The 20,191-nt window shown below is 68.5% G+C and carries 21 protein-coding genes; 16 read left to right on the top strand and 5 right to left on the bottom strand.

All coding sequences use genetic code 11. The features are described 5' to 3' along the window. Positions 1 to 26: 26 nt before the first annotated feature. Positions 27 to 566 (bottom strand): thioredoxin fold domain-containing protein, encoded by a 540-nt coding sequence (locus LDO27_RS14175; protein ID WP_224042317.1) that lies wholly within the window; start codon positions 564 to 566, stop codon positions 27 to 29. Between the two features lie 203 nt (positions 567 to 769). Here LDO27_RS14175 and LDO27_RS14170 point away from each other — a divergent pair, with 203 nt between their 5' ends. The 4 genes from LDO27_RS14170 (at position 770) to LDO27_RS14155 (ending at position 3,639) form a co-directional block, all read left to right on the top strand. Next, entirely contained in the window at positions 770 to 1,366 is a 597-nt protein-coding gene (locus LDO27_RS14170; RefSeq protein ID WP_222202477.1) for a hypothetical protein, read from the top strand. Positions 1,367 to 1,377: 11 nt separating this feature from the next. Next, entirely contained in the window at positions 1,378 to 2,679 is a 1,302-nt protein-coding gene (locus LDO27_RS14165) for an MFS transporter (protein WP_224042316.1), read from the top strand. 63 nt (positions 2,680 to 2,742) lie between these two features. After that, positions 2,743 to 3,381, top strand: coding sequence for a LysE family transporter (locus tag LDO27_RS14160; protein ID WP_224042315.1), 639 nt, complete (start codon positions 2,743 to 2,745; stop codon positions 3,379 to 3,381). A gap of 81 nt (positions 3,382 to 3,462) precedes the next feature. Then, complete coding sequence (locus tag LDO27_RS14155; protein WP_224042314.1) at positions 3,463 to 3,639, top strand: hypothetical protein; 177 nt, start codon at positions 3,463 to 3,465, stop codon at positions 3,637 to 3,639. 25 nt (positions 3,640 to 3,664) lie between these two features. Here the strand turns inward: LDO27_RS14155 and LDO27_RS14150 are convergent, their stop codons facing one another. Beyond that, positions 3,665 to 5,194 carry a YifB family Mg chelatase-like AAA ATPase gene (locus LDO27_RS14150; protein WP_224042313.1) on the bottom strand — a complete coding sequence of 510 codons (1,530 nt, stop codon included), beginning with the start codon at positions 5,192 to 5,194 and terminating at the stop codon, positions 3,665 to 3,667. Between the two features lie 119 nt (positions 5,195 to 5,313). Then, positions 5,314 to 5,622, bottom strand: a complete 309-nt coding sequence (locus LDO27_RS14145) for an accessory factor UbiK family protein (protein ID WP_224042312.1) — start codon at positions 5,620 to 5,622, stop codon at positions 5,314 to 5,316. Between the two features lie 379 nt (positions 5,623 to 6,001). On the opposite strand from LDO27_RS14145, the gene LDO27_RS14140 reads away from it, so the two are divergent. From LDO27_RS14140 to mnmH, 12 genes are all read left to right on the top strand, one after another. Further along, positions 6,002 to 6,772: a TorF family putative porin gene (locus LDO27_RS14140; protein WP_222202466.1), complete on the top strand. Its 771-nt coding sequence runs from the start codon at positions 6,002 to 6,004 to the stop codon at positions 6,770 to 6,772. A gap of 60 nt (positions 6,773 to 6,832) precedes the next feature. Continuing rightward, positions 6,833 to 7,171 carry a P-II family nitrogen regulator gene (locus LDO27_RS14135; RefSeq protein ID WP_017225134.1) on the top strand — a complete coding sequence of 113 codons (339 nt, stop codon included), beginning with the start codon at positions 6,833 to 6,835 and terminating at the stop codon, positions 7,169 to 7,171. Positions 7,172 to 7,212: 41 nt separating this feature from the next. Next, positions 7,213 to 8,709, top strand: a complete 1,497-nt coding sequence (gene amt / locus LDO27_RS14130; protein WP_224042311.1) for an ammonium transporter — start codon at positions 7,213 to 7,215, stop codon at positions 8,707 to 8,709. A gap of 495 nt (positions 8,710 to 9,204) precedes the next feature. Beyond that, positions 9,205 to 10,500, top strand: coding sequence for a glutamate--cysteine ligase (gene gshA / locus LDO27_RS14125; RefSeq protein ID WP_222202464.1), 1,296 nt, complete (start codon positions 9,205 to 9,207; stop codon positions 10,498 to 10,500). A 78-nt stretch (positions 10,501 to 10,578) separates the two neighbouring features. Then, entirely contained in the window at positions 10,579 to 11,532 is a 954-nt protein-coding gene (gene gshB, locus LDO27_RS14120) for a glutathione synthase (RefSeq protein WP_224042310.1), read from the top strand. Positions 11,533 to 11,585: 53 nt separating this feature from the next. Further along, entirely contained in the window at positions 11,586 to 12,041 is a 456-nt protein-coding gene (locus tag LDO27_RS14115) for a PTS sugar transporter subunit IIA (RefSeq protein WP_222202462.1), read from the top strand. After that, positions 12,010 to 12,279, top strand: coding sequence for an HPr family phosphocarrier protein (locus tag LDO27_RS14110; RefSeq protein ID WP_222202460.1), 270 nt, complete (start codon positions 12,010 to 12,012; stop codon positions 12,277 to 12,279). Before LDO27_RS14115 ends, LDO27_RS14110 begins: the two co-directional genes overlap by 32 nt. Positions 12,280 to 12,329: 50 nt before the next feature. Then, complete coding sequence (ptsP, locus tag LDO27_RS14105) at positions 12,330 to 14,117, top strand: phosphoenolpyruvate--protein phosphotransferase (RefSeq protein WP_222202458.1); 1,788 nt, start codon at positions 12,330 to 12,332, stop codon at positions 14,115 to 14,117. Between the two features lie 213 nt (positions 14,118 to 14,330). Then, complete coding sequence (locus LDO27_RS14100; RefSeq protein WP_222202456.1) at positions 14,331 to 14,636, top strand: (2Fe-2S)-binding protein; 306 nt, start codon at positions 14,331 to 14,333, stop codon at positions 14,634 to 14,636. Between the two features lie 183 nt (positions 14,637 to 14,819). Beyond that, entirely contained in the window at positions 14,820 to 15,299 is a 480-nt protein-coding gene (gene bfr / locus LDO27_RS14095) for a bacterioferritin (RefSeq protein WP_222202454.1), read from the top strand. 171 nt (positions 15,300 to 15,470) lie between these two features. Beyond that, a complete protein-coding gene (gene selD / locus LDO27_RS14090) occupies positions 15,471 to 16,517 on the top strand; it encodes a selenide, water dikinase SelD (RefSeq protein ID WP_224042309.1) in 1,047 nt (348 codons plus the stop codon). Continuing rightward, positions 16,517 to 17,641: a tRNA 2-selenouridine(34) synthase MnmH gene (gene mnmH / locus LDO27_RS14085; protein WP_224042308.1), complete on the top strand. Its 1,125-nt coding sequence runs from the start codon at positions 16,517 to 16,519 to the stop codon at positions 17,639 to 17,641. Before selD ends, mnmH begins: the two co-directional genes overlap by 1 nt. A gap of 31 nt (positions 17,642 to 17,672) precedes the next feature. On the opposite strand, the gene LDO27_RS14080 is transcribed toward mnmH, so the two are convergent. Together LDO27_RS14080 and LDO27_RS14075 are read right to left on the bottom strand one after the other, a co-directional pair. Further along, positions 17,673 to 18,425 (bottom strand): HesA/MoeB/ThiF family protein, encoded by a 753-nt coding sequence (locus LDO27_RS14080; RefSeq protein ID WP_224042307.1) that lies wholly within the window; start codon positions 18,423 to 18,425, stop codon positions 17,673 to 17,675. 64 nt (positions 18,426 to 18,489) lie between these two features. After that, positions 18,490 to 20,070: a S41 family peptidase gene (locus tag LDO27_RS14075; RefSeq protein WP_222202445.1), complete on the bottom strand. Its 1,581-nt coding sequence runs from the start codon at positions 20,068 to 20,070 to the stop codon at positions 18,490 to 18,492. Positions 20,071 to 20,191: the final 121 nt, after the last annotated feature.

The following is a 20,191-nucleotide window of genomic DNA, read 5'->3' as shown; positions in this document are numbered from 1 at the left end:
GGGCGCCCGATCCGCCGGCCCCGGGCTCAGCGCGCCGCGGCGATGGCGGCACGGGCCTGGTCCAGCGCCTGTTCGAGATAGGCGCCGTAGAAGTCTGGCTGCATGCCCAGCAGCGGCGCGGCCACCGGGCGACCGCGGGCGTCCAGGAACATGACGGTGGGCGCGACGCGGACATTGCGCGCCCGGGCCCAGTCGCGCGCGGTCGTCATGCGCCCGTCGGCGTCGCGCAGCGGCGTGGCCGCGCTCATGTCCAGTTCGCGCGCCACGATCTCGCCGGCGGCGGCCTGCGGGGACAGGTAGCTGCGCCGCACCGCGTCGCAGTACTTGCAGTCGGGCAGGCTTACCAGCACCACCAGCGGCTCGCCGCGGCGGGCCGCCGCCGCGGTGTCGGCGGCAAGGTCGGTGACGGAGGGAAGATGCGCTACGCCGGCGGTCGCGGCCGAAGCGGTGCATGGCGCGGTCGTGGCGATCGCGGCGATCCCGAGCAGCGCGGCGGCGCACGCGCCCGACCGGAAACGCGCGCGGAGATGGATGAATGGCACGGCGCGGAGCGCTGGAAGGGGCATCGGGATCTCGGTATGGCAAGGGGCGGGAGCCGGCGCGCTTGGCTGGGCACGCCGTGCAGGCAGCCCGTCCCGTTTCCCGGATAATAGCGGCTCGCGGCGAAGGCCGCGCCGTGCCCGCCTGGTCGGGCTATCGTTTCAACCGGCACCTTGCCACGGCCGCCCGCGCGGGCCGTCCCCCTGGCGCGCCGCTCCCACCTCGACCGATGTCGCTCTCCCGTCTTTCCTTTCGCCCGCTGCGTGCCGCCCGCCTGGCGTGCGCCTGTCTCGCGTTCGCCGGCGTGCTGGCTTGCTCGCCGCGCTACGACTGGCGCACCATCCAGTCCAGCGACGGCGCCTATGCCGCGCTCTATCCGGGCAAGCCGACCAGCGCGGGGCGCGATGTCGCCATCGCCGGACGCCGGCTCCCGATGACCATGGAGGCCGCCCGCGTCGGCGAAACGCTGTTCGCGGTCGGCGTGGTCACGCTGCCTTCCGACGATCCCGCGCAGCGCCGGGAGGCGCTCGAGGCGATGCAGGCCGGCCTGCTGGCCAACCTGGGCGGCGCGGCGACCGAACCCGTGCAGACTCGGGCCGTGACCATCATGTCAGCCGCCCAGCCTGCCGTGCCGCTGCCCGGCGTGGAACTGCGGGTGGCCGCGGTGTCGGCGCAGGACAATTCGCCGCGGCGGATGACCGCGCGGCTGGTCGGCACCGGTACGCGCGTCTACCAGGTGGTGGTGCTCGAGGCGGGCGACGCTGCCCGCGATCATCGGCAGGCCGAGCAGATCGAGCAGTTCCTGACCGGCTTCCATCCGTTTTGAGGGCGGGCGCGGTGTCCCGGGGGCTGAGCCTGCGCGGCCAGCGCGCGCTGCTCAGGCGTGGCGAGGGCGCGCGCGTGTTCGCGTGCTTCGCCGCGGCGTACGTGTTGTCCTACGCGGTGCGATCGATCAATGCGGTGATCGGCCCCGACGTGATGGCGGACCTGCGGCTGAGCAACGCCGACCTGGGGCTGCTGTCCTCGGCGTACTTCCTGTCGTTCGCCGCCATGCAAGTGCCGCTGGGATGGTGGCTGGACCGGCGCGGCGCGCGCAAGGTCGAGACCGTGCTGTTGGTGGTGGCCGGCGTAGGAGCGCTGGTGTTCGCCACCGCGCAGTCCGCAAGCACGCTGTGGCTGGGGCGCGCGTTGATCGGCGCCGGCGTGTCGGCCTGCCTGATGGGCGCCTATACCACCTATCGCGTCTGGTATCCGGCCTCGCGGCAGAGCCAGTTGTCGGTGTGGATGCTGGTGGCCGGCAGCGCTGGCGCGCTGTCGACGACGTTGCCGGTGCAGGCCGTGCTGCCGTGGCTGGGCTGGCGCGGCGTGTTCTATGTCATGGCAGGGTTGCTGTTCCTCGCGGCGCTGGCCCTGTACCGCGGCCTGGCCAAGGTCGAGCGGCGCACCGGGCGGATCCTGCGGGCGGCGCCGTCCGCGGCGCGGACCACGGGCGGCGTGGGTGTGGGCGCGGCATATCGCGCGCTGTTCCGCCACCCCGCCTTCGTGCGCGTGCTGTTGTTCGGCCTGCTCAATCAGGCCAGCTTCATGGCGCTGCACACCCTATGGGCCGGCCCTTGGATGCGCGACGTGCTCGGCTTCGGCGCCGTTGCCACCGCGCAGATCCTGTTCGTGTTCAATCTGGCGCTGCTGGGAGGCTATCTGATCCTCTCCTGGCTCGCCCCGCGCATGGCCCGCACCGTGCCGGAGACCTCGCGCCTGGTGATGGCGGGCGGCGCGCTGGCGCTCGTGCTGCAGGCCGGGATCGCGCTCGCCACGCCTGCGTCGGCGTGGCTGCTGTGGCCGTTGCTGGCGCTCAGCGCCAGCTGCCTGTCGCTGATCCTTAGCACGCTGAGCCAGGCCTTTCCCGAGGACATGGCCGGCCGCGCCAACACGACCTACAACCTCGTGGTGTTTGGCGGCAGCTTCCTGATCCAGTGGGGCCTGGGCGTGGGGATCGACGCCTTCCGCGACACCGGGCTGCCGCTGCCCGCGGCATTCCGCGCGGCCTTCGGCGTGCTGCTGGGCTTGCAGTGCATCGGGTTTGCGTGGTACCTGCTGGTGCCGCGCCTGTGGCGGCCCCGTGCGGCGCCCGGGCAGTGAAGGTGGGGCGCGGCGGTCGCCATGCCGTCAGGATGTTTTCGTAGATCGCATAAGGAGAATGCAATGCGTTGGGAAGTGTGGCTGGCCTATTTCGCCGCCTGCTGGGTCATCGCGGTGTCGCCGGGTTCGGGCGCAGTGCTGTCCATGAGCCATGGCCTGTCGTATGGCTTGCGCCGGACCACGACCACCATCCTCGGGCTGCAGACCGGGCTGCTGATTGTGCTGCTGGTGGCGGGTGGCGGCCTTGGCGCGCTGCTGCTGGCGTCCGAAACCGCGTTCGCCGCGGTCAAGACGGTGGGCGCGCTGTACCTGATCTATCTCGGCATCCAGCAATGGCGCAGCCGCGTGGAGAGCGGCGAGGCCGGCGCGGACGCGCCGCGCGTGGCGGCGATGAGCCCTCGCCGGCGTTTCGCCACCGGGCTGCTGACCAATGTGACCAATCCCAAAGGCATCGTCTTCATGGTGGCGGTGCTGCCGCAGTTCATCGATCCGGCCCGCCCGCTCGCGCCGCAGCTGGCCATCCTGGCCGCCACCATGTGTGCGGTCGACCTGATCGTGATGCATGGCTATGCGCTGCTGGCCTCGCGCATGCAGGGTCTGTTCTGCGATGCGCGCGCGGTACGCTGGCAGAACCGCTTCTTCGGGAGCGTGCTGATGGCCGTGGGCGCGGCGCTGTTCTTCGTGCGGCGCCAGCCGGGCTGAGGCGCCCCGCACCGGCGTCCGGGCTGGCGCCGGACGCGCCGCTTTGCTTCAATGGGAAGACCCATGACGCGGAGTGCTGCCATGCCGAAGTCCTTCCCGCCCCTTGCCCGATCCGGCCCCGGCCTTGCCGTCGCCCGCCACCCGGGCCATACCGTGCCCCCGATCGAGGAGCCGCCGGCGCCGGGCGTGCCTCCCGATCTGCCTCCCATCGAAGAACCGCCGCCGCCGCCCGGCGAGCCCCCGGTAGCGGGCCGCTGACGTACGCGTCGGTCAGGGCGGTGCCTCACGGCGTGCGCAACGCGCGCCGGTACTGCACCGCCTCGGCCGCGTGGTGCGCCTCCAGAACCTGCGCGTCTTCCAGGTCGGCCAGCGTGCGGGCCAGTTTCAGCACCCGGAAGTACGAACGCGCCGACCAGCCCAGCCGCCCCATCGCACCCTGCAGGACGCCGCGCGCCGCATCGGTCAGCGGGCAATGCCGGTCGATCTCGCGCCCGGCCAGTTCGCCGTTGGGCTTGCCCTGGCGCGCCAGCTGCCGCTCGCGCGCGGCCAGCACGCGCACGCGGATGTCGGCGCTGGCCTCGCCGGGCGGGCCGTCCAGCATGTCCTGTTGCTGCTGGGCCGGGACCTCGATCTGCAGGTCGATGCGGTCCAGCAGCGGCCCCGAGATGCGCGACTGATAGCGCAGCACCTGATCCGGCGTGCAGCGGCATGGGCGCGTCGGATGGCCGAGGTAGCCGCAGGGGCAGGGGTTCATCGCGGCCACGAACTGGAAGCGCGCCGGGAAATCGGCCTGCCGGGCGGCGCGCGAGATCGTGATGCGGCCCGACTCCAGCGGCTCGCGCAGGACCTCCAGCACCCTGCGCTCGAACTCGGGCAGTTCGTCGAGAAACAGCACGCCGTGATGTGCCAGCGAGATTTCGCCGGGGCGCGGATTGCCGCCGCCGCCGACCAGCGCGGCGGCCGACGCGGTGTGGTGCGGCGAGCGGAACGGCCGCTCCCCCCAGCGCGCGGCCTGGAAGCCCGCCGGCGTCAGGCTCAGCACGGCGGCCGATTCCAGCGCTTCCTGCAGCGTCATCGGCGGCAACAGGCCGGGAAAGCGCTGCGCCAGCATGGACTTGCCGGTGCCCGGCGGCCCGACCAGCAGCGCCGAGTGGCCGCCTGCCGCGGCCACTTCCATGGCGCGGCGCGCCTGGACCTGCCCGCGCACGTCGCGCATGTCCGCGCCGCCGCCGCCGGGCGCCAGCCGCATCGCCGCCTGCGCCCTGGGCAAACGCTGCGCGGAGTCCGCGCCAAGGTGTGCGCAGACCTCCAGCAGCGTGCGCGCGGTCAGCACGGTCACGCTGTCCACCAGCGCGGCTTCCGGGCCGTTGCCCGCGGCGACCACGAAGGCCCGCGGGTGCCCGTCGGCGGCGTCGCGGGCCATGCTCATCGCCATCGCCATCGCAAGCGCGCCGCGCACCGGCCGCACTTCGCCGGACAGTGACAACTCGCCCGCGAACTCGTAGGCCTCCAGCGCTGACGCCGGTACCTGGCCGCTCGCCGCCAGGATGCCCAGCGCGATGGCCAGATCGAAACGCCCCGACTCTTTGGGCAGGTCCGCCGGCGCCAGGTTGACGGTGATGCGGCGGTTGGGAAATTCCAGTCCGCTGTTCAGGATGGCGGCTCGCACCCGCTCGCGGCTTTCCCGCACCTCGGTCTCGGCCAGCCCGACGATGGCGAAGGCCGGCAGTCCGTTGGCCAGATGTGTCTCCACGCTGACCAGCGGGGCGTCGATGCCGGTCAGCGCCCGGCTGCGCAGCACGGCCAGGCTCATGGCGATCGCAACGGGAGCGTTAACGAAAAAGGCCGCCGGAGTGCGGCGGCCCTGGGGGACCCTTCAGCCGGGTGGGCCGGCGGGAAGCCTCGCCGGCGGCCGGGGGCCATCGAGCGCCTTCAGCCGGCCAGGCCGGTGGGATTGCCGGTGGTGGCCGCGGGGCTGACGGCGGGGCTGATGCCGGCCGCTGCCGCGGCCTGCTTGCGCTCCAGCTCGATCACGCGCGCCTCGAGCTCTTCCAGGCGCGCGCGGGTGCGGGCGAGCACCTGGGACTGCACGTCGAATTCCTCGCGGGTGACCAGGTCCAGTTTCGAAAAGCCCTGGGTCATCATGCTGCGCACGTTCTTCTCGATGTCCTTGGCGGGCGAGTTGCGCAGGGCTTCGCTGACTTTGCTCTGCAGGTCATTGAAGATGTCGCTCGGTTTCATCGTGATTCTCCTTGTATGCACCGTCCGGGTGCGCGAGTCGGGGGTGGCCGGGCGCGATGGGAGGCATGGCGCCGCACGATATTGGTGCGCGGGCACCCGCCGCGTGCCAGCGCGGCCGTCCACCGGCATGGGCCGATTATGGCGCGTCGGGCCGGCCGACGAAAGCGCCGGCGGCCCCCGGCGACACCTTTTAACGATCTGGCGGGCCTCGCAAGGCAGATCCAAGCCCGCCTTATATCGGCCCGCGCGCCGATTCCCGCGCAGAAATTCGCTCCGCGACAGCTGGCACGGCAGTTGCAGTATTGGGCCGGGCGTACAGATATCAATACCGCCCGATACAGCAGCGTTCCCCGAGCCAGAGGAAAAGGAGAAGAAGTCCATGAACAAGTTGGCCCTTGCAGTCAGCGCCGTCGCATTGTGCGGTTCCGCCGCGTCCGCCCTGGCGCAGACCGCGCCCGCAGCCGCGGCGGAAGCCTCGCCGCATACCCTCACCGCCAACGTGACGCTGGCCACGGAATACCGCTATCGGGGCCTGATGCAGACGAACCGCCGTCCCGCCATCCAGGGCGGCTTCGACTATGCGCACTCCAGCGGCTTCTACGCCGGCAACTGGAATTCGAGCATCAGCTGGCTCGGCGACAGCAACGACGATGTGTCGGCGCCGATCGAGATGGACTTCTACGCCGGCTTCAAGAACACCTTCGGCGGCGGCGACTGGAGCTACGACGTCGGCGTGCTGCAGTACTACTACCCTGGCGACTACCCGGCCGGCTACACCCGCCCGTACACCACCGAGATCTATGCCGGCATCGGCTACGGCCCGGTCTTCTTCAAGTATTCCTACGCGCCCACCAACCTGTTCGGCTTCGCCGACAGCAAGAACAGCTGGTACGCCGACCTGGCCGCCAACGTCCCGCTCAATGTGTGGGGCCTGACGCTGAACGCGCACGTGGGCTACCAGAAGGTGCAGAACTTCAGCGACGCCTCGTACACCGACTGGAAGCTTGGGCTGACCAAGGACCTGGGCAACGGCTTCGCGCTGGCGGTGGCCTACATCGACACCAACGCCGACCGCTCGGTCTACACCAACACCTCGGGCCGCTACGTGGGCAAGGCCACGGCCTGGGCTTCGATCACCAAGACTTTTTAATCCAGCGTCAGAGCAGGGCGCGCACGGCAGCGACCGGCGCGCGCCATCAGGAGAAATCGGATGAAACTGATCATCGCCGTCATCAAGCCGTTCAAGCTCGACGAGGTGCGTGAAGCGCTGTCGGACGTGGGCGTGTCCGGCATCACCGTTACCGAGGTCAAGGGATTCGGACGGCAGAAGGGGCACACCGAGCTGTACCGGGGCGCCGAATACATCGTCGACTTCCTGCCCAAGGTCAAGATCGAGGTGGCCGTGCCCGACGACGTGGTGGAGCGCGCCATCGAGGCCATCGAGAAGTCCGCCCGCACCGGCAAGATCGGCGACGGCAAGATCTTCGTCGCGCCCATCGAGCAGGTCATTCGCATCCGTACCGGCGAGACCGGCGGCGACGCACTGTAACGCGTCGGCAAAACGACAAGAGACGAACAGAGGCTATTGAAATGACATCCTGGTTCAAGCGAATTCTGACGGCGGGCGCCATGGCGCTTGCCCTCGGTACGGCAGGCGCGGTCCTGTCGACCCCTGCCGTGGCGCAGGACAAGCCGGCGGCGGAAGCCTCGGCCCCGGCGGCAGCCACCGCCCCCGCGGCTGCGCCCGCGGCCGCCGCACCGGCCGCCGAGGCGCCCACGCCCAACAAGGGCGACGTGGCCTGGCTGCTGGTCTGCACGGCCTTCGTCATCCTGATGACGCTGCCCGGCCTGGCGCTGTTCTACGGCGGCCTGGTGCGCTCCAAGAACATGCTGTCGGTGCTGATGCAGTGCCTGGTGATCTTCTCGCTGGTATCGCTGCTGTGGGCCATCTATGGCTACAGCTTTGCCTTCACCGAGGGCAATGCCTTCTTCGGCGGCACCGATCGGCTGTTCATGAAGGGCCTGACGCCCGAGGCCGTGACGGCGACGTTCAGCAAGGGCGTGGTCATCCCCGAACTGGGCTTCTTCGCCTTCCAGTGCGCGTTCGCCGCGATCACCTGCGGCCTGATCATCGGCGCCTTCGCCGAGCGCGCCAAGTTCTCGGCGGTGCTGGTGTTCATCGTCATCTGGTTCACGTTCTCGTACCTGCCGATCGCCCACATGGTCTGGTTCTGGCCTGGCCCTGACGCGTACACCGACGCCGCCGCCGGCGCCGCCGCCACCGCCAAGGCTGGCTGGCTGTTCCAGAAGGGCGCGCTCGACTACGCGGGCGGTACCGTGGTCCACATCAACGCGGCCGTGGCCGGCCTGGTCGGGGCCTATATGTTCGGCAAGCGCATCGGCTTCGGCCGTGAGGCGCTGCGCCCGCACAGCCTGACCTTCACCATGGTCGGCGCCTCGCTGCTGTGGTTCGGCTGGTTCGGCTTCAACGCGGGCTCGGGCCTGGAAGCCACGGGCGGCGCCGCGCTGGCCTTCGTCAACACGCTGCTGGCGACCTGCGCCGCCGTGCTGGCCTGGACCTTCGGCGAATGGATCTCCAAGGGCAAGCCCTCGATGCTGGGCGGCGCGTCCGGCGCGGTGGCCGGCCTGGTGGCGATCACCCCGGGTGCGGGCTTCGTCGGCCCGATGGGCTCCATCGTGATGGGCCTGGTCGCTGGCCTGCTGTGCCTGTGGGGCGTGTCCGGCCTGAAGCGCATGCTGGGCGCCGACGACTCGCTGGACGTGTTCGGCGTGCATGGCGTGGGCGGCATCGTCGGTGCGCTGCTGACCGGCGTGTTCGCGGCCCCGAGCCTCGGCGGCGTGGGTATCTACGACTACGTGGCCAACAAGGTGTCGGACGAGTACTCGATCGCCGGCCAGCTGTGGGTGCAGTTCGAGGGCGTGCTGACCACCGTGGTGTGGTCCGCCGTGGTCGCCTTCGTCGCCTACAAGCTGGTGGACCTGCTGATCGGGCTGCGCGTGCCGGAAGACGAGGAACGCGAGGGTCTGGATATCACCTCGCATGGTGAGACCGCGTATGAGGGCTGATATTCGCCCGCAACGCCAAGGAGTTGTGCTGGAGAGCTGATTGGGAATCTTCTCTCAGGAGTTTTGCCCGGCCTCGTGCCGGGCTTTTTTCATTGGCGCGCCCGTTGCGCAGCGGGCCGCAAAGCCTTGCGGGCCGCGGCTGTCCGTTTATTTCGCAGACTGCTTAATACCGATCTAAAAAAGCTTCAGTTGTGTTCGGTGGACCGCACACATAAAGTGCACCTGAGGCAGTTTCCTCCACCTGCAGAAACGCTCCCCGTATCTGTCAGGCCATTTAAACGCGGCGCTGCCGCGTTTTTTTTCGCCCGCATTATCCGCCATCCCCGCACCGCGGCGGGCCGCGGATTGCGTGATGCCCTTTGAAATCGGGCGGCAATCCCCATATCGTCCTCCTTTATGCCGCCGTGTCATACCCATATGACCGGCGCATCTGCATGCTATTGGCCGTTCCTCTACAATCGGGGCGGACGATAAAGACGCTCAATTAGGATGGACATGGTCCCGCATCTGATCACCGCACTGAACGGCCCGCTGCTCGAACTCGAAAAGAAGATCCTGGACGCCACTCCGTCCATCGAGCGATGGTTCAGGCTGGAATGGCAGGAACATACGCCTCCGTTCTATTGCTCGGTCGACCTGCGCAATGCCGGCTTCAAGCTGGCCCCGGTCGACACCAATCTGTTCCCGGGCGGCTTCAACAACCTGGCGCCCGAGATGCTGCCCCTGGCCGTGCAGGCCGCGATGGCCGCGATCGAGAAGATCTGCCCTGACGCCAAGAACCTGCTGCTGATCCCCGAACGCCATACGCGCAACATGTTCTACCTGCAGAACGTGGCGCGCCTGTCGTTGATCATGCGCCAGGCGGGGCTCAATGTCCGGCTCGGTTCGCTGTCGGACGACATCACCGAGCCCACGCCCATCGAGCTGCCCGACGGCCAGACCCTGGTGGTCGAGCCGCTGGCGCGCCTGGGCGCCAAGGACCGCCGCCTGGGGCTGAAGGACTTCGATCCCTGCTCGATCCTGCTGAACAACGACCTGTCGGCCGGCGTGCCGCCGATCCTCGAGAACATCCACGAGCAGTATCTGCTGCCGCCGCTGCACGCGGGCTGGTCGACCCGGCGCAAGTCGGCCCACTTCGCCGCCTACGACGAGGTGGCCAAGAAGTTCGCCAAGCTGATCGACGTCGACCCCTGGATGGTCAACCCGTACTTCGCCAAATGCTCGGGCATCGATTTCCACGAGCGCGTGGGCGAGGAGGCGCTGGCCGATTCGGTCGAGGCGGTGCTCAAGAAGATCGCCAAGAAGTATCGCGAGTACGGCATCAAGGAAACGCCGTACGTGGTGGTCAAGGCGGACGCCGGCACCTACGGCATGGGCGTGATGACCGTGCGCGATCCCTCCGAGGTCAAGGGCCTGAACCGGAAGGAGCGCAACAAGATGAGCGTCGTGAAGGAGGGCCTCGAGGTCAACGACGTGATCATCCAGGAGGGCGTGCATACCTTCGAGAAGATCAACGAGGCGGTGGCCGAGCCCGTGGTGTACATGATCGACCGTTACGTGGTGGGCGGCTTCTACCGCGTGCACACCGGCCGCGGCTTCGACGAGAACCTGAACGCGCCGGGCATGCACTTCGTGCCGCTGGCCTTCGCCCCCAACGGCATTCCCGACGCGCACGCCAAGCCCGGCGCCGCGGTGCCGAACCGCTTCTACATGTACGGCGTCGTCGCGCGGCTCGCCCTGCTGGCCGCCTCGCTGGAACTCGAGAAGACCGACCCCAATCCGATCGTCTGATCCGCCCCGCCGCCGCCCCGGGCGGCGGCCCGCCACCGCATGCCCGCGTGCGGCCCCCAGCGAACGAGACCAGCCACCATGCGCATTCTGTTCATCACCGATCCGCTCGACACCTTCAAGACGTACAAGGACTCCACCTACGCGATGATGACCGAGGCCGCCGGCCGCGGCCACGAGCTGTTCTTCTGCCTGCAATCGCGGCTGACGTTGTCAGGCGACCGGGTCGAGGCCGCCGTGCAGCCGCTGACACTGACCGGCGACGGCCACGACTGGTACCGCACGGGCGACGAGACCACATTGGCGCTGACCGCGTTCGACGCGGTGCTGATGCGCAAGGATCCGCCGTTCGACATGGAGTACGTGACCAGCACCTGGCTGCTGGAGCTGGCCGAAGCGCAGGGCGCGCGCATCTTCAACAAGCCGCGGGCGATCCGCGACCACTCCGAGAAGCTGGCGATCGCCCAGTACCCGCAGTTCGTCACGCCCACGCTGGTCACGCGCGACGCCGCGCGCATCCGGGCCTTTCACGCCGAGCACGGCGACATCATCGTCAAGCCGCTGGACGGCATGGGCGGCATGGGCGTGTTCCGCGTCGGCGCGGACGGCATGAACCTGGGCTCGATCGTGGAGACGCTGGGCGAGAACGGCGCGCGTTCGCTGATGGTCCAGCGCTATATCCCCGCCATCAAGGAGGGCGACAAGCGCGTGCTGCTGATCGGCGGCAAGCCCGTGCCCTATTCGCTGGCGCGCGTGCCGCAGGGCACCGAAATCCGCGGCAATCTGGCCGCCGGCGGCGTGGGCCGCGCGCAGGAGCTGAGCGCGCGCGACCGCGAGATCGCCGAGACGCTGGCGCCCGTGCTGTGGCAGCGCGGACTGCTGCTGGTGGGCCTGGACGTGATCGGCGACTTCCTGACCGAGGTCAACGTCACCAGCCCGACCTGCTTCCAGGAAATCGCCCAGCAGACCGGCTTCAACGTGGCGGGCATGTTCATCGACGCGCTGGAGGGGGCGGTGCGGGCCGCAAAGGGCTGAAGTGCCGCACGGGCTGCCTGCTACAATCGCGGCAACCCAGAGGATTCACCACCATGGCAGGCATTCTCATCATCGCGCACGCCCCGTTGGCATCGGCGCTGCGCGACTGCGCGACGCACGTCTATTGTGGCCAGCCACACCGACTCGAAGCCATCGACGTCGGTGCCGACGCCGACCCGGCGGCGGTGCTGGCAGAGGCGAAACGCTGCCTGTCAATGGTCGCCGAAGACAACGGCGCGCTGGTGCTGACCGATATCTTTGGTGCCACGCCGGCCAATATCGCCGCGCGGCTCGCCGAGCCGGGCCGCGTCAAGGTCCTCGCCGGCGTCAATCTCCCGATGCTAGTCCGCGCGATCTGCTACCGCGGCGAGAAGCTCGACCAGCTTGCCACCAAGGCGCTGGCCGGCGGCTCGCAGGGCGTGCTGCAGATCGGTTCCACCACCGTCCAGAATCAGATAGCCAACCATCCCGATAAATATGCTGCAGAGGGACGTCACCATCATCAATAAGCTCGGGCTGCACGCCCGCGCCTCCGCCAAGCTGACGCAACTCGCGGGCAGTTTCGTCAGCCAGATCAAGATGTCCCGCAATGGGCGCCAGGTCGACGCCAAGAGCATCATGGGCGTGATGATGCTGGCCGCGGGCATCGGTTCGACGGTTACCCTGGAGATCGAGGGGCCGGACGAACAGCAGGCGATGGATGCGCTGCTGGCGTTGATTGCCAATCGCTTCGGCGAAGGAGAATAAGGCCTCGGCCTTGCCGGATATTCATCAACGTTCCTGAACGGAGCGGTTTCATGCCTTTCGCCCTGCACGGCATCCCGGTCTCACGCGGCGTCGCCATCGGCCGCGCGCACCTGCTCGCGCCCGCCGCCCTCGATGTCTCGCATTACCTCGTCGACGAAGACCGCCTGGAGGACGAAGTGGAGCGGCTGCGCGGGGCGCGCGCGGCCGTGCGGGCGGAACTGGTGGCGCTCAAGCGCGACCTGCCGCGCGAGGCCCCCGAGGAAATGGGCGCCTTCCTCGATGTGCACGCCATGATCCTCGACGACGAGATGCTGGCGCGCGAGCCCGAGGCGCTGATCCGCACCCGCCGTTACAACGCCGAATGGGCGCTGACCACGCGGCTCGAAGAGCTGATGCGGCAGTTCGACGAGATCGAGGACGAATACCTGCGCGAGCGCAAGGCCGACATCCAGCAGGTGGTCGAACGGATCCTGAAGGTGCTGGCCGGCGCGCCGGTGCTGTCCCCCGCGCCGGTGCCGGCGATCGCGCCCGACGGTGAACCGGCGCCGGGCGTGATCGTGGTGGCCCACGACATTTCCCCGGCCGACATGCTGCAGTTCCGGCATACCGTGTTCCACGGCTTCGTCACCGACCTGGGCGGGCGCACCTCGCATACCGCCATCGTGGCGCGGAGCCTGGATATTCCGGCGGCGGTGGGCGTGCAGAACGCCAGCGAGCTGATCCGCCAGGACGATTGGGTCATCATCGACGGCGACGCCGGGCTGGTGATCGTCGACCCGACCTCGATCATCCTCGAGGAATACCGTCACCGCCAGAGCGAGCGGGCGCTGGAGAAAAAGCGCCTGCAGCGGCTGCGCCATACGCCGGCGGTCACGCTGGACGGCATGGAGATCGACCTGCTGGCCAATATCGAGATGGCCGAGGATGCCGCCGCGGCGCTGGCCGCGGGCGCGGTCGGCGTGGGCCTGTTCCGCTCGGAATTCCTGTTCATGAACCGCCGCGGCGAACTGCCGGGCGAGGACGAGCAATTCGAGGCCTACCGGCGCACCGTGGAAGCCATGCACGGCCTGCCTGTCACGATCCGCACCATCGATATCGGCGCGGACAAGCCGCTCGACGTGCGCGATGGCCGCGACGGACGAGACGGACGCAGCGACGAATTCGAGACGGCGCTGAACCCGGCGCTGGGCCTGCGCGCGATCCGCTGGTCGCTGTCCGAGCCCACCATGTTCCTGACCCAGCTGCGGGCACTGCTGCGTGCATCGGCCTTCGGCCCGGTCCGGTTGCTGATCCCCATGCTCGCGCATGCGCGCGAGATCGACCAGACGCTGGAACTGATCGCCCAGGCAAAACAGCAACTGGACGAGCGCGGCATCGCGTTCGACAGGCAGATGAAGGTCGGCGCGATGATCGAGATTCCGGCTGCCGTGCTGATGCTGCCGGTGTTCCTGCGGCGCATGGATTTCCTGTCGATCGGCACGAACGACCTGATCCAGTACACGCTGGCCATCGATCGCGCGGACAACGCCGTGGCGCACCTCTACGACCCGCTGCATCCTGCCGTGCTCCAGCTGATCGCCCGCACGATACGCGAGGCCCACCATGCCGGCGTGCCGGTGGCGGTGTGCGGCGAGATGGCGGGTGACCCTGCCATGACCCGGCTGCTCCTCGGCATGGGGCTGCGCGAGTTCTCGATGCATCCGGCGCAACTGCTGCGCGTCAAGCAGGAGATCCTGCACAGCGATTGCGCAAGCCTGGAGCGCGCGGTCGATCATGTGCTCGAGGCCTACGAGCCGGACGAGGTCGCCCGCGCCCTCGCGCTGTTGTCACAACCCTGACACGATCAGGGTTACAGCGCAAAAAAAGCGCTTCAAGGGCTACACGACAGCCCTGAGGTGACGCCACAAGCCCTTGATTTCATTGGAATGTTCCTATTTCGTGGCGGTTACATCACGGAACTTAATGGGAATTGTTATCATTTTTGATCTCTGTTATTCTGGCGCTCATCAAAGGGGTGACATGCCGGTGTCACCCGGGCCCAGGAGGGATTTGTGTACGTCTGCATCTGCAACCAGGTTACCGACCGCGAGATCCGCGGCGCTGTCCATCTGGGCGTTTCGACGCTCGATGAGTTGGCCGAGACGCTGGGCGTCGGAACTTGCTGCGGCCGTTGCCGCGAATGCGCGCACGAGGTGCTGTGCGAGAGCGTCGCCAAGGCCGCTCCTGCCGCCGTGCCGATGACTTCCGTGGTCCAGTTCGTCGACATTTCTTCCTGTTCCTCTGCTACCTCGCGTGCCATAATGGACACCCGGGACCCGGCAGTCGCGAACGACCAACGCAGCGAGCTGGTGGCCTGATCCGGCCACCCTATCGGATCGCCCGCAAGATCTTCCCCGGTCTTGCTCCGGGCGGCTGATGCAAGGCTTGAAAGCGCCGCGATCGATCCGATCGCGGCGTTTGTGTTTTTCCACCCATGACTGCATGCGGCGTCAATGCGCCGTATCGCGCCTTGCGGGCCCCGTTTGCATCAGGAGCTCTCAATGAAAGGTGACAAGAAAGTCATCCAGTATCTGAATGCGCAGCTCACCAACGAGCTGACCGCGGTCAACCAGTATTTCCTTCATGCCCGCATGTATCGCCACTGGGGCTTCAAGAAGCTCGGCGACGTCGAGTACAAGGAATCCATCGGCGAGATGAAGCATGCCGACCGGCTGATCGAACGCATTCTGATGCTTGACGGTCTGCCCAACCTGCAGGACCTGCACAAGCTGCTGCTCGGCGAAGACACGCCCGAAATGCTCAAGTGCGACCTGAAGCTCGAACAGACCGCGCACGTGACCGTGAAGGAAGGCATTGCCTACTGCGAGTCCGTCGGCGACTACGTCAGCCGCGAAATCCTCGTCGATATCCTGACGGATACCGAGGAACACATCGAATATCTGGAGACGCAGCTCGACCTGATCGACAAGGTCGGCCTGCAGAACTATCTGCAGTCGCAGATGGAGCCGGGCGAGCAATAAGCCCGGACAAGTCGGCCGCGTTCTCCACGCTGGCCGGCGGTTGACGCCGACCGCTCGGTCGGCCAGCGCGGCGCCGCTCCCCGGGCCGCCGCCGCACTGGCGCTGCAGGCATTAACTCCTCTCATTCCGATTCGCCTTTTCACCCCCCGATCGCCCTTCCAGGACACGTCCATGAGCGAGCCCATCCGATTGACCCAGTACAGCCATGGCGCCGGCTGCGGGTGCAAGATTTCTCCGAAGGTGCTGGACGTGATCCTGTCCGGCAGCGGCGCGCAGCACCTGGATCCGCGCCTGTGGGTCGGCAACGCATCGCGCGACGACGCGGCCGTGTACGCCCTGGACGGACTGGACAGCGGCCGCGGGCTGGTGTCGACGACCGACTTCTTTACCCCCATCGTCGACGACGCCTTCGACTTCGGCCGCATCGCCGCGACCAACGCGATCAGCGATATCTATGCGATGGGTGGCGACCCGGTAATGGCCATCGCCATCCTGGGCTGGCCGGTGAACCAGCTGCCCGCCGAACTCGCGCGCGAAGTGGTGGCCGGCGGCCGCAAGGCCTGCGACGACGCGGGCATTCCGCTGGCCGGGGGACATTCGATCGACGCGCCGGAACCCATTTTCGGCCTGGCGGTATCGGGCCTGGTGGAGCGCGAGCACCTGAAGCGCAACGACACCGCCGAGGCGGGCTGCGTGCTGTACCTGACCAAGCCGCTGGGCATCGGCGTGCTGACGACCGCCGAAAAGAAGGGCAGGCTTCGCCCCGAAGATGCGCACCTCGCCCGCGACTGGATGTGCAAGCTGAACCGGCCGGGCAGCCGCTTCGGGCGCTTGCCCGGCGTGCGCGCCATGACCGATGTCACCGGCTTCGGTCTGCTCGGCCATCTGGTCGAGATGGCCGACGGCAGCAAGCTTACCGCCGCCCTCGACTATCGGGCCGTACCGCTGCTGCCGGGCGTGGCAGCGTATATCGAGGCCGGCTGCGTGCCGGGCGGCACGCAGCGCAACTTCGACAGCTATGGCCATCGCATCGGCGGCACGCTGACCGACCTGCAGCGCGCGGTGTTGTGCGATCCGCAGACCAGCGGCGGCCTGCTGGTCGCGGTGGAGCCGGCGGGCGAAGCGCAATTCCTGGCGGTGGCGGGCGAACTGGGGCTGACGCTGGCGCCGATCGGCGTGATGGCCGAACGCGGCCCCGCTGCCGTGACGGTGCGCTGATGGCGGACACGGCCAATACCGCGGACTATCGCCGGCTGCTCGTGCAGGGCGTGCCGCTGATGGACGTGCGTGCGCCGGTGGAATTCGCGCGCGGCGCGTTGCCGGGGGCGCGCAACGTGCCGCTGATGGTCGACGACGAACGCGAATACGTCGGCAAGCGCTACAAGGACGAAGGCCAGCAGGCCGCAATCGCGCTGGGCCATCAACTGGTCTCCGGCGACACCCGCACCGCCCGCATCGAGGCATGGGCCGCGTTCGCGCGCGCCAACCCCGGCGGTTGCCTGTATTGCTTCCGCGGCGGTCTGCGCTCGCAGATCGTGCAGCAATGGCTGCGCGAGGAGGCGGGCATTGCCTATCCGCGCGTGATCGGCGGCTACAAGGGCATGCGCACCTTCCTGCTGGACACGCTCGAGGCGGCCGCGCGCGAGTGCGACTGGCTGGTGGTGGGCGGCCTCACCGGCAGCGGCAAGACCGAACTGCTCGCCGCCCTGGGTCCGGGCGCGGTGGACCTGGAAGGTCACGCCCGCCATCGCGGCTCAAGCTTCGGCGCGCGCGCCACGGCGCAGCCTGCGCAGATCGATTTCGAGAACGGTCTGGCCGTCGACCTGCTGCGCCAGCGGGAGCCGGGCCGGCGCGTGCTGGCCGTGGAGGACGAGGGCCGCTTCATCGGCAGCCGGGACGTGCCGCAGAGCCTCTATGCGCGGATGCAGGCAAGCCCGCTGGTCTGGATCGACGAACCGTTCGAGGCGCGCGTGGAGCGCGTGCTGCGCGACTATGTGGTCGGACTCGAAGCGGAATTCGTCGCGGCGCTGGGCAGCCCGGCCGGGTTCGATGCCTACGCCGGCCGTCTGCGGCAGGCGCTGGCCCAGATCGAGCGCAGGCTCGGTGGCGACCGCCATGCCCGGCTGTCCGGCTTGCTGGAGCAGGCGCTGGCGAGCCAGCAGCGGGACGGGGTGGTCGATCAGCACCGGCTGTGGATCGCCGCGCTGCTGACGGACTACTACGACCCCATGTACGCCTACCAGCAGGCCCGCCGCGAGCAGGCGCAGGACGGCTCGCGCGTGGTGTTTCGCGGAGAGCGGGCCGCGGTGCTGGCCTACCTGCGGGAGCGCGTGGCGGCCTGAGAAGGCGCGGCACAGCGGCGCGCGCGGATCGTCAGTGCCGGCCGCCGCAGACCTCGCAGCCGGGCGTGCGCGCCAGCCGCATCGTCGTCCATTCCATCGTCAGCGCATTGACCATCAGCAGCTTGCCGGCCAGGGTCTCGCCCACGCCGGTCAGCACCTTCAGGGCCTCGGCGGCCTGCACGGTGCCCACCATCCCCACCAGAGGCGCCAGCACGCCCATCGTCGCGCAGGCGGCTTCGGGCGCCTGTTCCGACGGGGGGAAGAGGCAGGCGTAGCACGGCGCGTCGTCCCGGCGCGCGTCGAACACGCTGACCTGGCCGTCGAAGCGCAGCGCGGCGCCGGAGACCAGCGGCACGCGGTGCGCCACGCAGGCGCGGTTTACCGCATGGCGGGTCGCGAAGTTGTCGCAGCAGTCGAGCACCACATCGGCCCCCTCGACCAGTTCGTGCAACGCCTGGTCCTCCACCCGCCGCGCGACCGTGCGCACGGCGATGCCGGGGTTGATGCGCAGCATGCCCTCGCGCGCGGACTCGACCTTGGGCCGGCCGACGCTGGCGGTCGTATGCAGGATCTGGCGCTGCAGATTGGTCAGGTCGACCTCGTCGTCGTCCACCACCGTAATGGTGCCGACCCCGGCCGAGGCCAGATACGGCAGCGCGGCGGTGCCCAGCCCGCCGGCGCCGATCACCAGCGCATGCCCGGCAAGCAGCCGCTCCTGGCCTTCGATGCCGAATTCGTCCAGCAGGATATGCCGCGAATAGCGCAGCAGCTGATCATCGTTCATGCGAGTTGCGGGGGCATGAAAAAGACGGGGCGGCCTGTGGGCCGCCCCGTCGCGCCGTGTGGGCCTAGGGTGCCTTGCCCGTCGGGGTGCCGAGCGGCTTGCCGACCGGCGCGCTAGCCGGAGCCGCGGGCTTGGAGGCCGGACCGGGGCCGTTCTTGGCGCCGGACTTCACCGGGCCCTTGGGCGTCTTGTCGGGCAGCGGCGCGGCCTCGAGCTTGGAGCGCGAGCGCTTGACCGGCTTGCCTTCCAGCTGCGCGATGGCCTGCTGCAGCATGAAGTCGTCCGCCGAGCCGAACTCGACCGGCTTCTTCTTGCGGTCCTTTTCGCGCTCTTCCGGCGTCTTCTTCGCGTTTTCCTCTTCCAGGCGGCGCAGTTCCTCGACGCGGCGCTGTTCGCGCTCGGTCATCTCGGCTTCCTCCGACTCCTGCTTGTTGTGCAGGTGGCGTTCGGTATCGATCTCGCGCGTGATGAGCGCGTCGTCCGGATCGCCCTCGGGATTCTGGTCGACCGGGATATCGGGGCGAATGCCCTTGGCCTGGATCGACTTGCCCGATGGCGTGTAGTAGTACGCGATGGTCAGCTTGATGCCGGTGTCGTTGGTCAGCGGCCGCACGGTCTGCACCGAACCCTTGCCGAAGGTGGTCTTGCCCATCAGCAGGCCGCGCTTGTGATCCTGCAACGCGCCGGCCACGATCTCGGACGCCGAGGCCGAGTAGGCGTTGGTCAGCACGACCAGCGGAATCTTCTTGTACAGCGCCGGCAGATCCTTCAGCGGATCGTCCTCGAGCGAGGACAGGCGGTAGTTGTTGTAGGTCGCCTTGTAGACGCGCTTGGCATCGGGCACCTGGCCGTTGGTGGACACCACCGTCGCGTCCTCCGGCAGGAAGGCCGCCGCCACGCCGACCGCGCCTTGCAGCACGCCGCCGCCGTTGTTGCGCAGGTCCAGCACCAGGCCCTTCATGTTCGGGTTCTTCTGCGCCAGCTCGGTCAGCCGCCGCGCCAGGTCGGACACGGTGCGCTCCTGGAAGCTGGTCAGGCGGATCCAGCCGATGTCCGGGTTCAGCATCTTGGCCTTGACCGACTGCACGCGGATCTCGGCACGGGTGATGGAGACCGGGAAGGTGCGTTCCTCGCTCTTGCGGTAGATGGTCAGGGTGACCTTGGTGCCCGGCTCGCCGCGCATGCGCTTGACCGCCTGCTCCAGCGGCAGGCCGCGCACGGGCTTGTCGTCGATGCGGGTGATCAGGTCGCCCGGCTGGATGCCGGCGCGGAATGCCGGGGTGTCCTCGATCGGGTTGATGACCTTGACCAGTCCTTCCTCCTGCGAGATCTCGATGCCCAGGCCGGCGAAGCGGCCGCGGGTGCCTTCCTGCAGTTCCTTGAAGTCCTTGGCGTCGAGGTACGACGAATGGGGATCGAGGCTTGCCACCATCCCCTTGATGCCTTCGGTCAACAGCTTCTTGTCGTCGACCGGCTCGACATACTCGCGCTTGATCTGCCCGAATATGTCAGCCATCAGGCGCAGCTGGTCCAGCGGCAGCGGCCCGGAGGCGTTCTGCGCGGTGGCCGATAGCTGGAGCGTGGCCAGCACGCCGGCGACGAGACCTGCGGTGACAAGGCTGATGTTCTTGAGCGTCTTACGCATGTGGGCTGCCTGAACGATTGAAGATTGCGCCGGTTTGGTCAGGGCGCGGAGCGGGTCGCCGGCCTGACATGTCCGACAGTATAAGAGCGGCGGCCGAAAGAAGCCCGCCGGGCGCTCGGCC

This window comes from Cupriavidus respiraculi (genome assembly GCF_914271545.1).
GTDB lineage: Bacteria > Pseudomonadota > Gammaproteobacteria > Burkholderiales > Burkholderiaceae > Cupriavidus > Cupriavidus respiraculi.
Note: the sequence above shows the minus strand (reverse complement) of the source record. Positions and strands in the feature narration are given on the sequence as shown.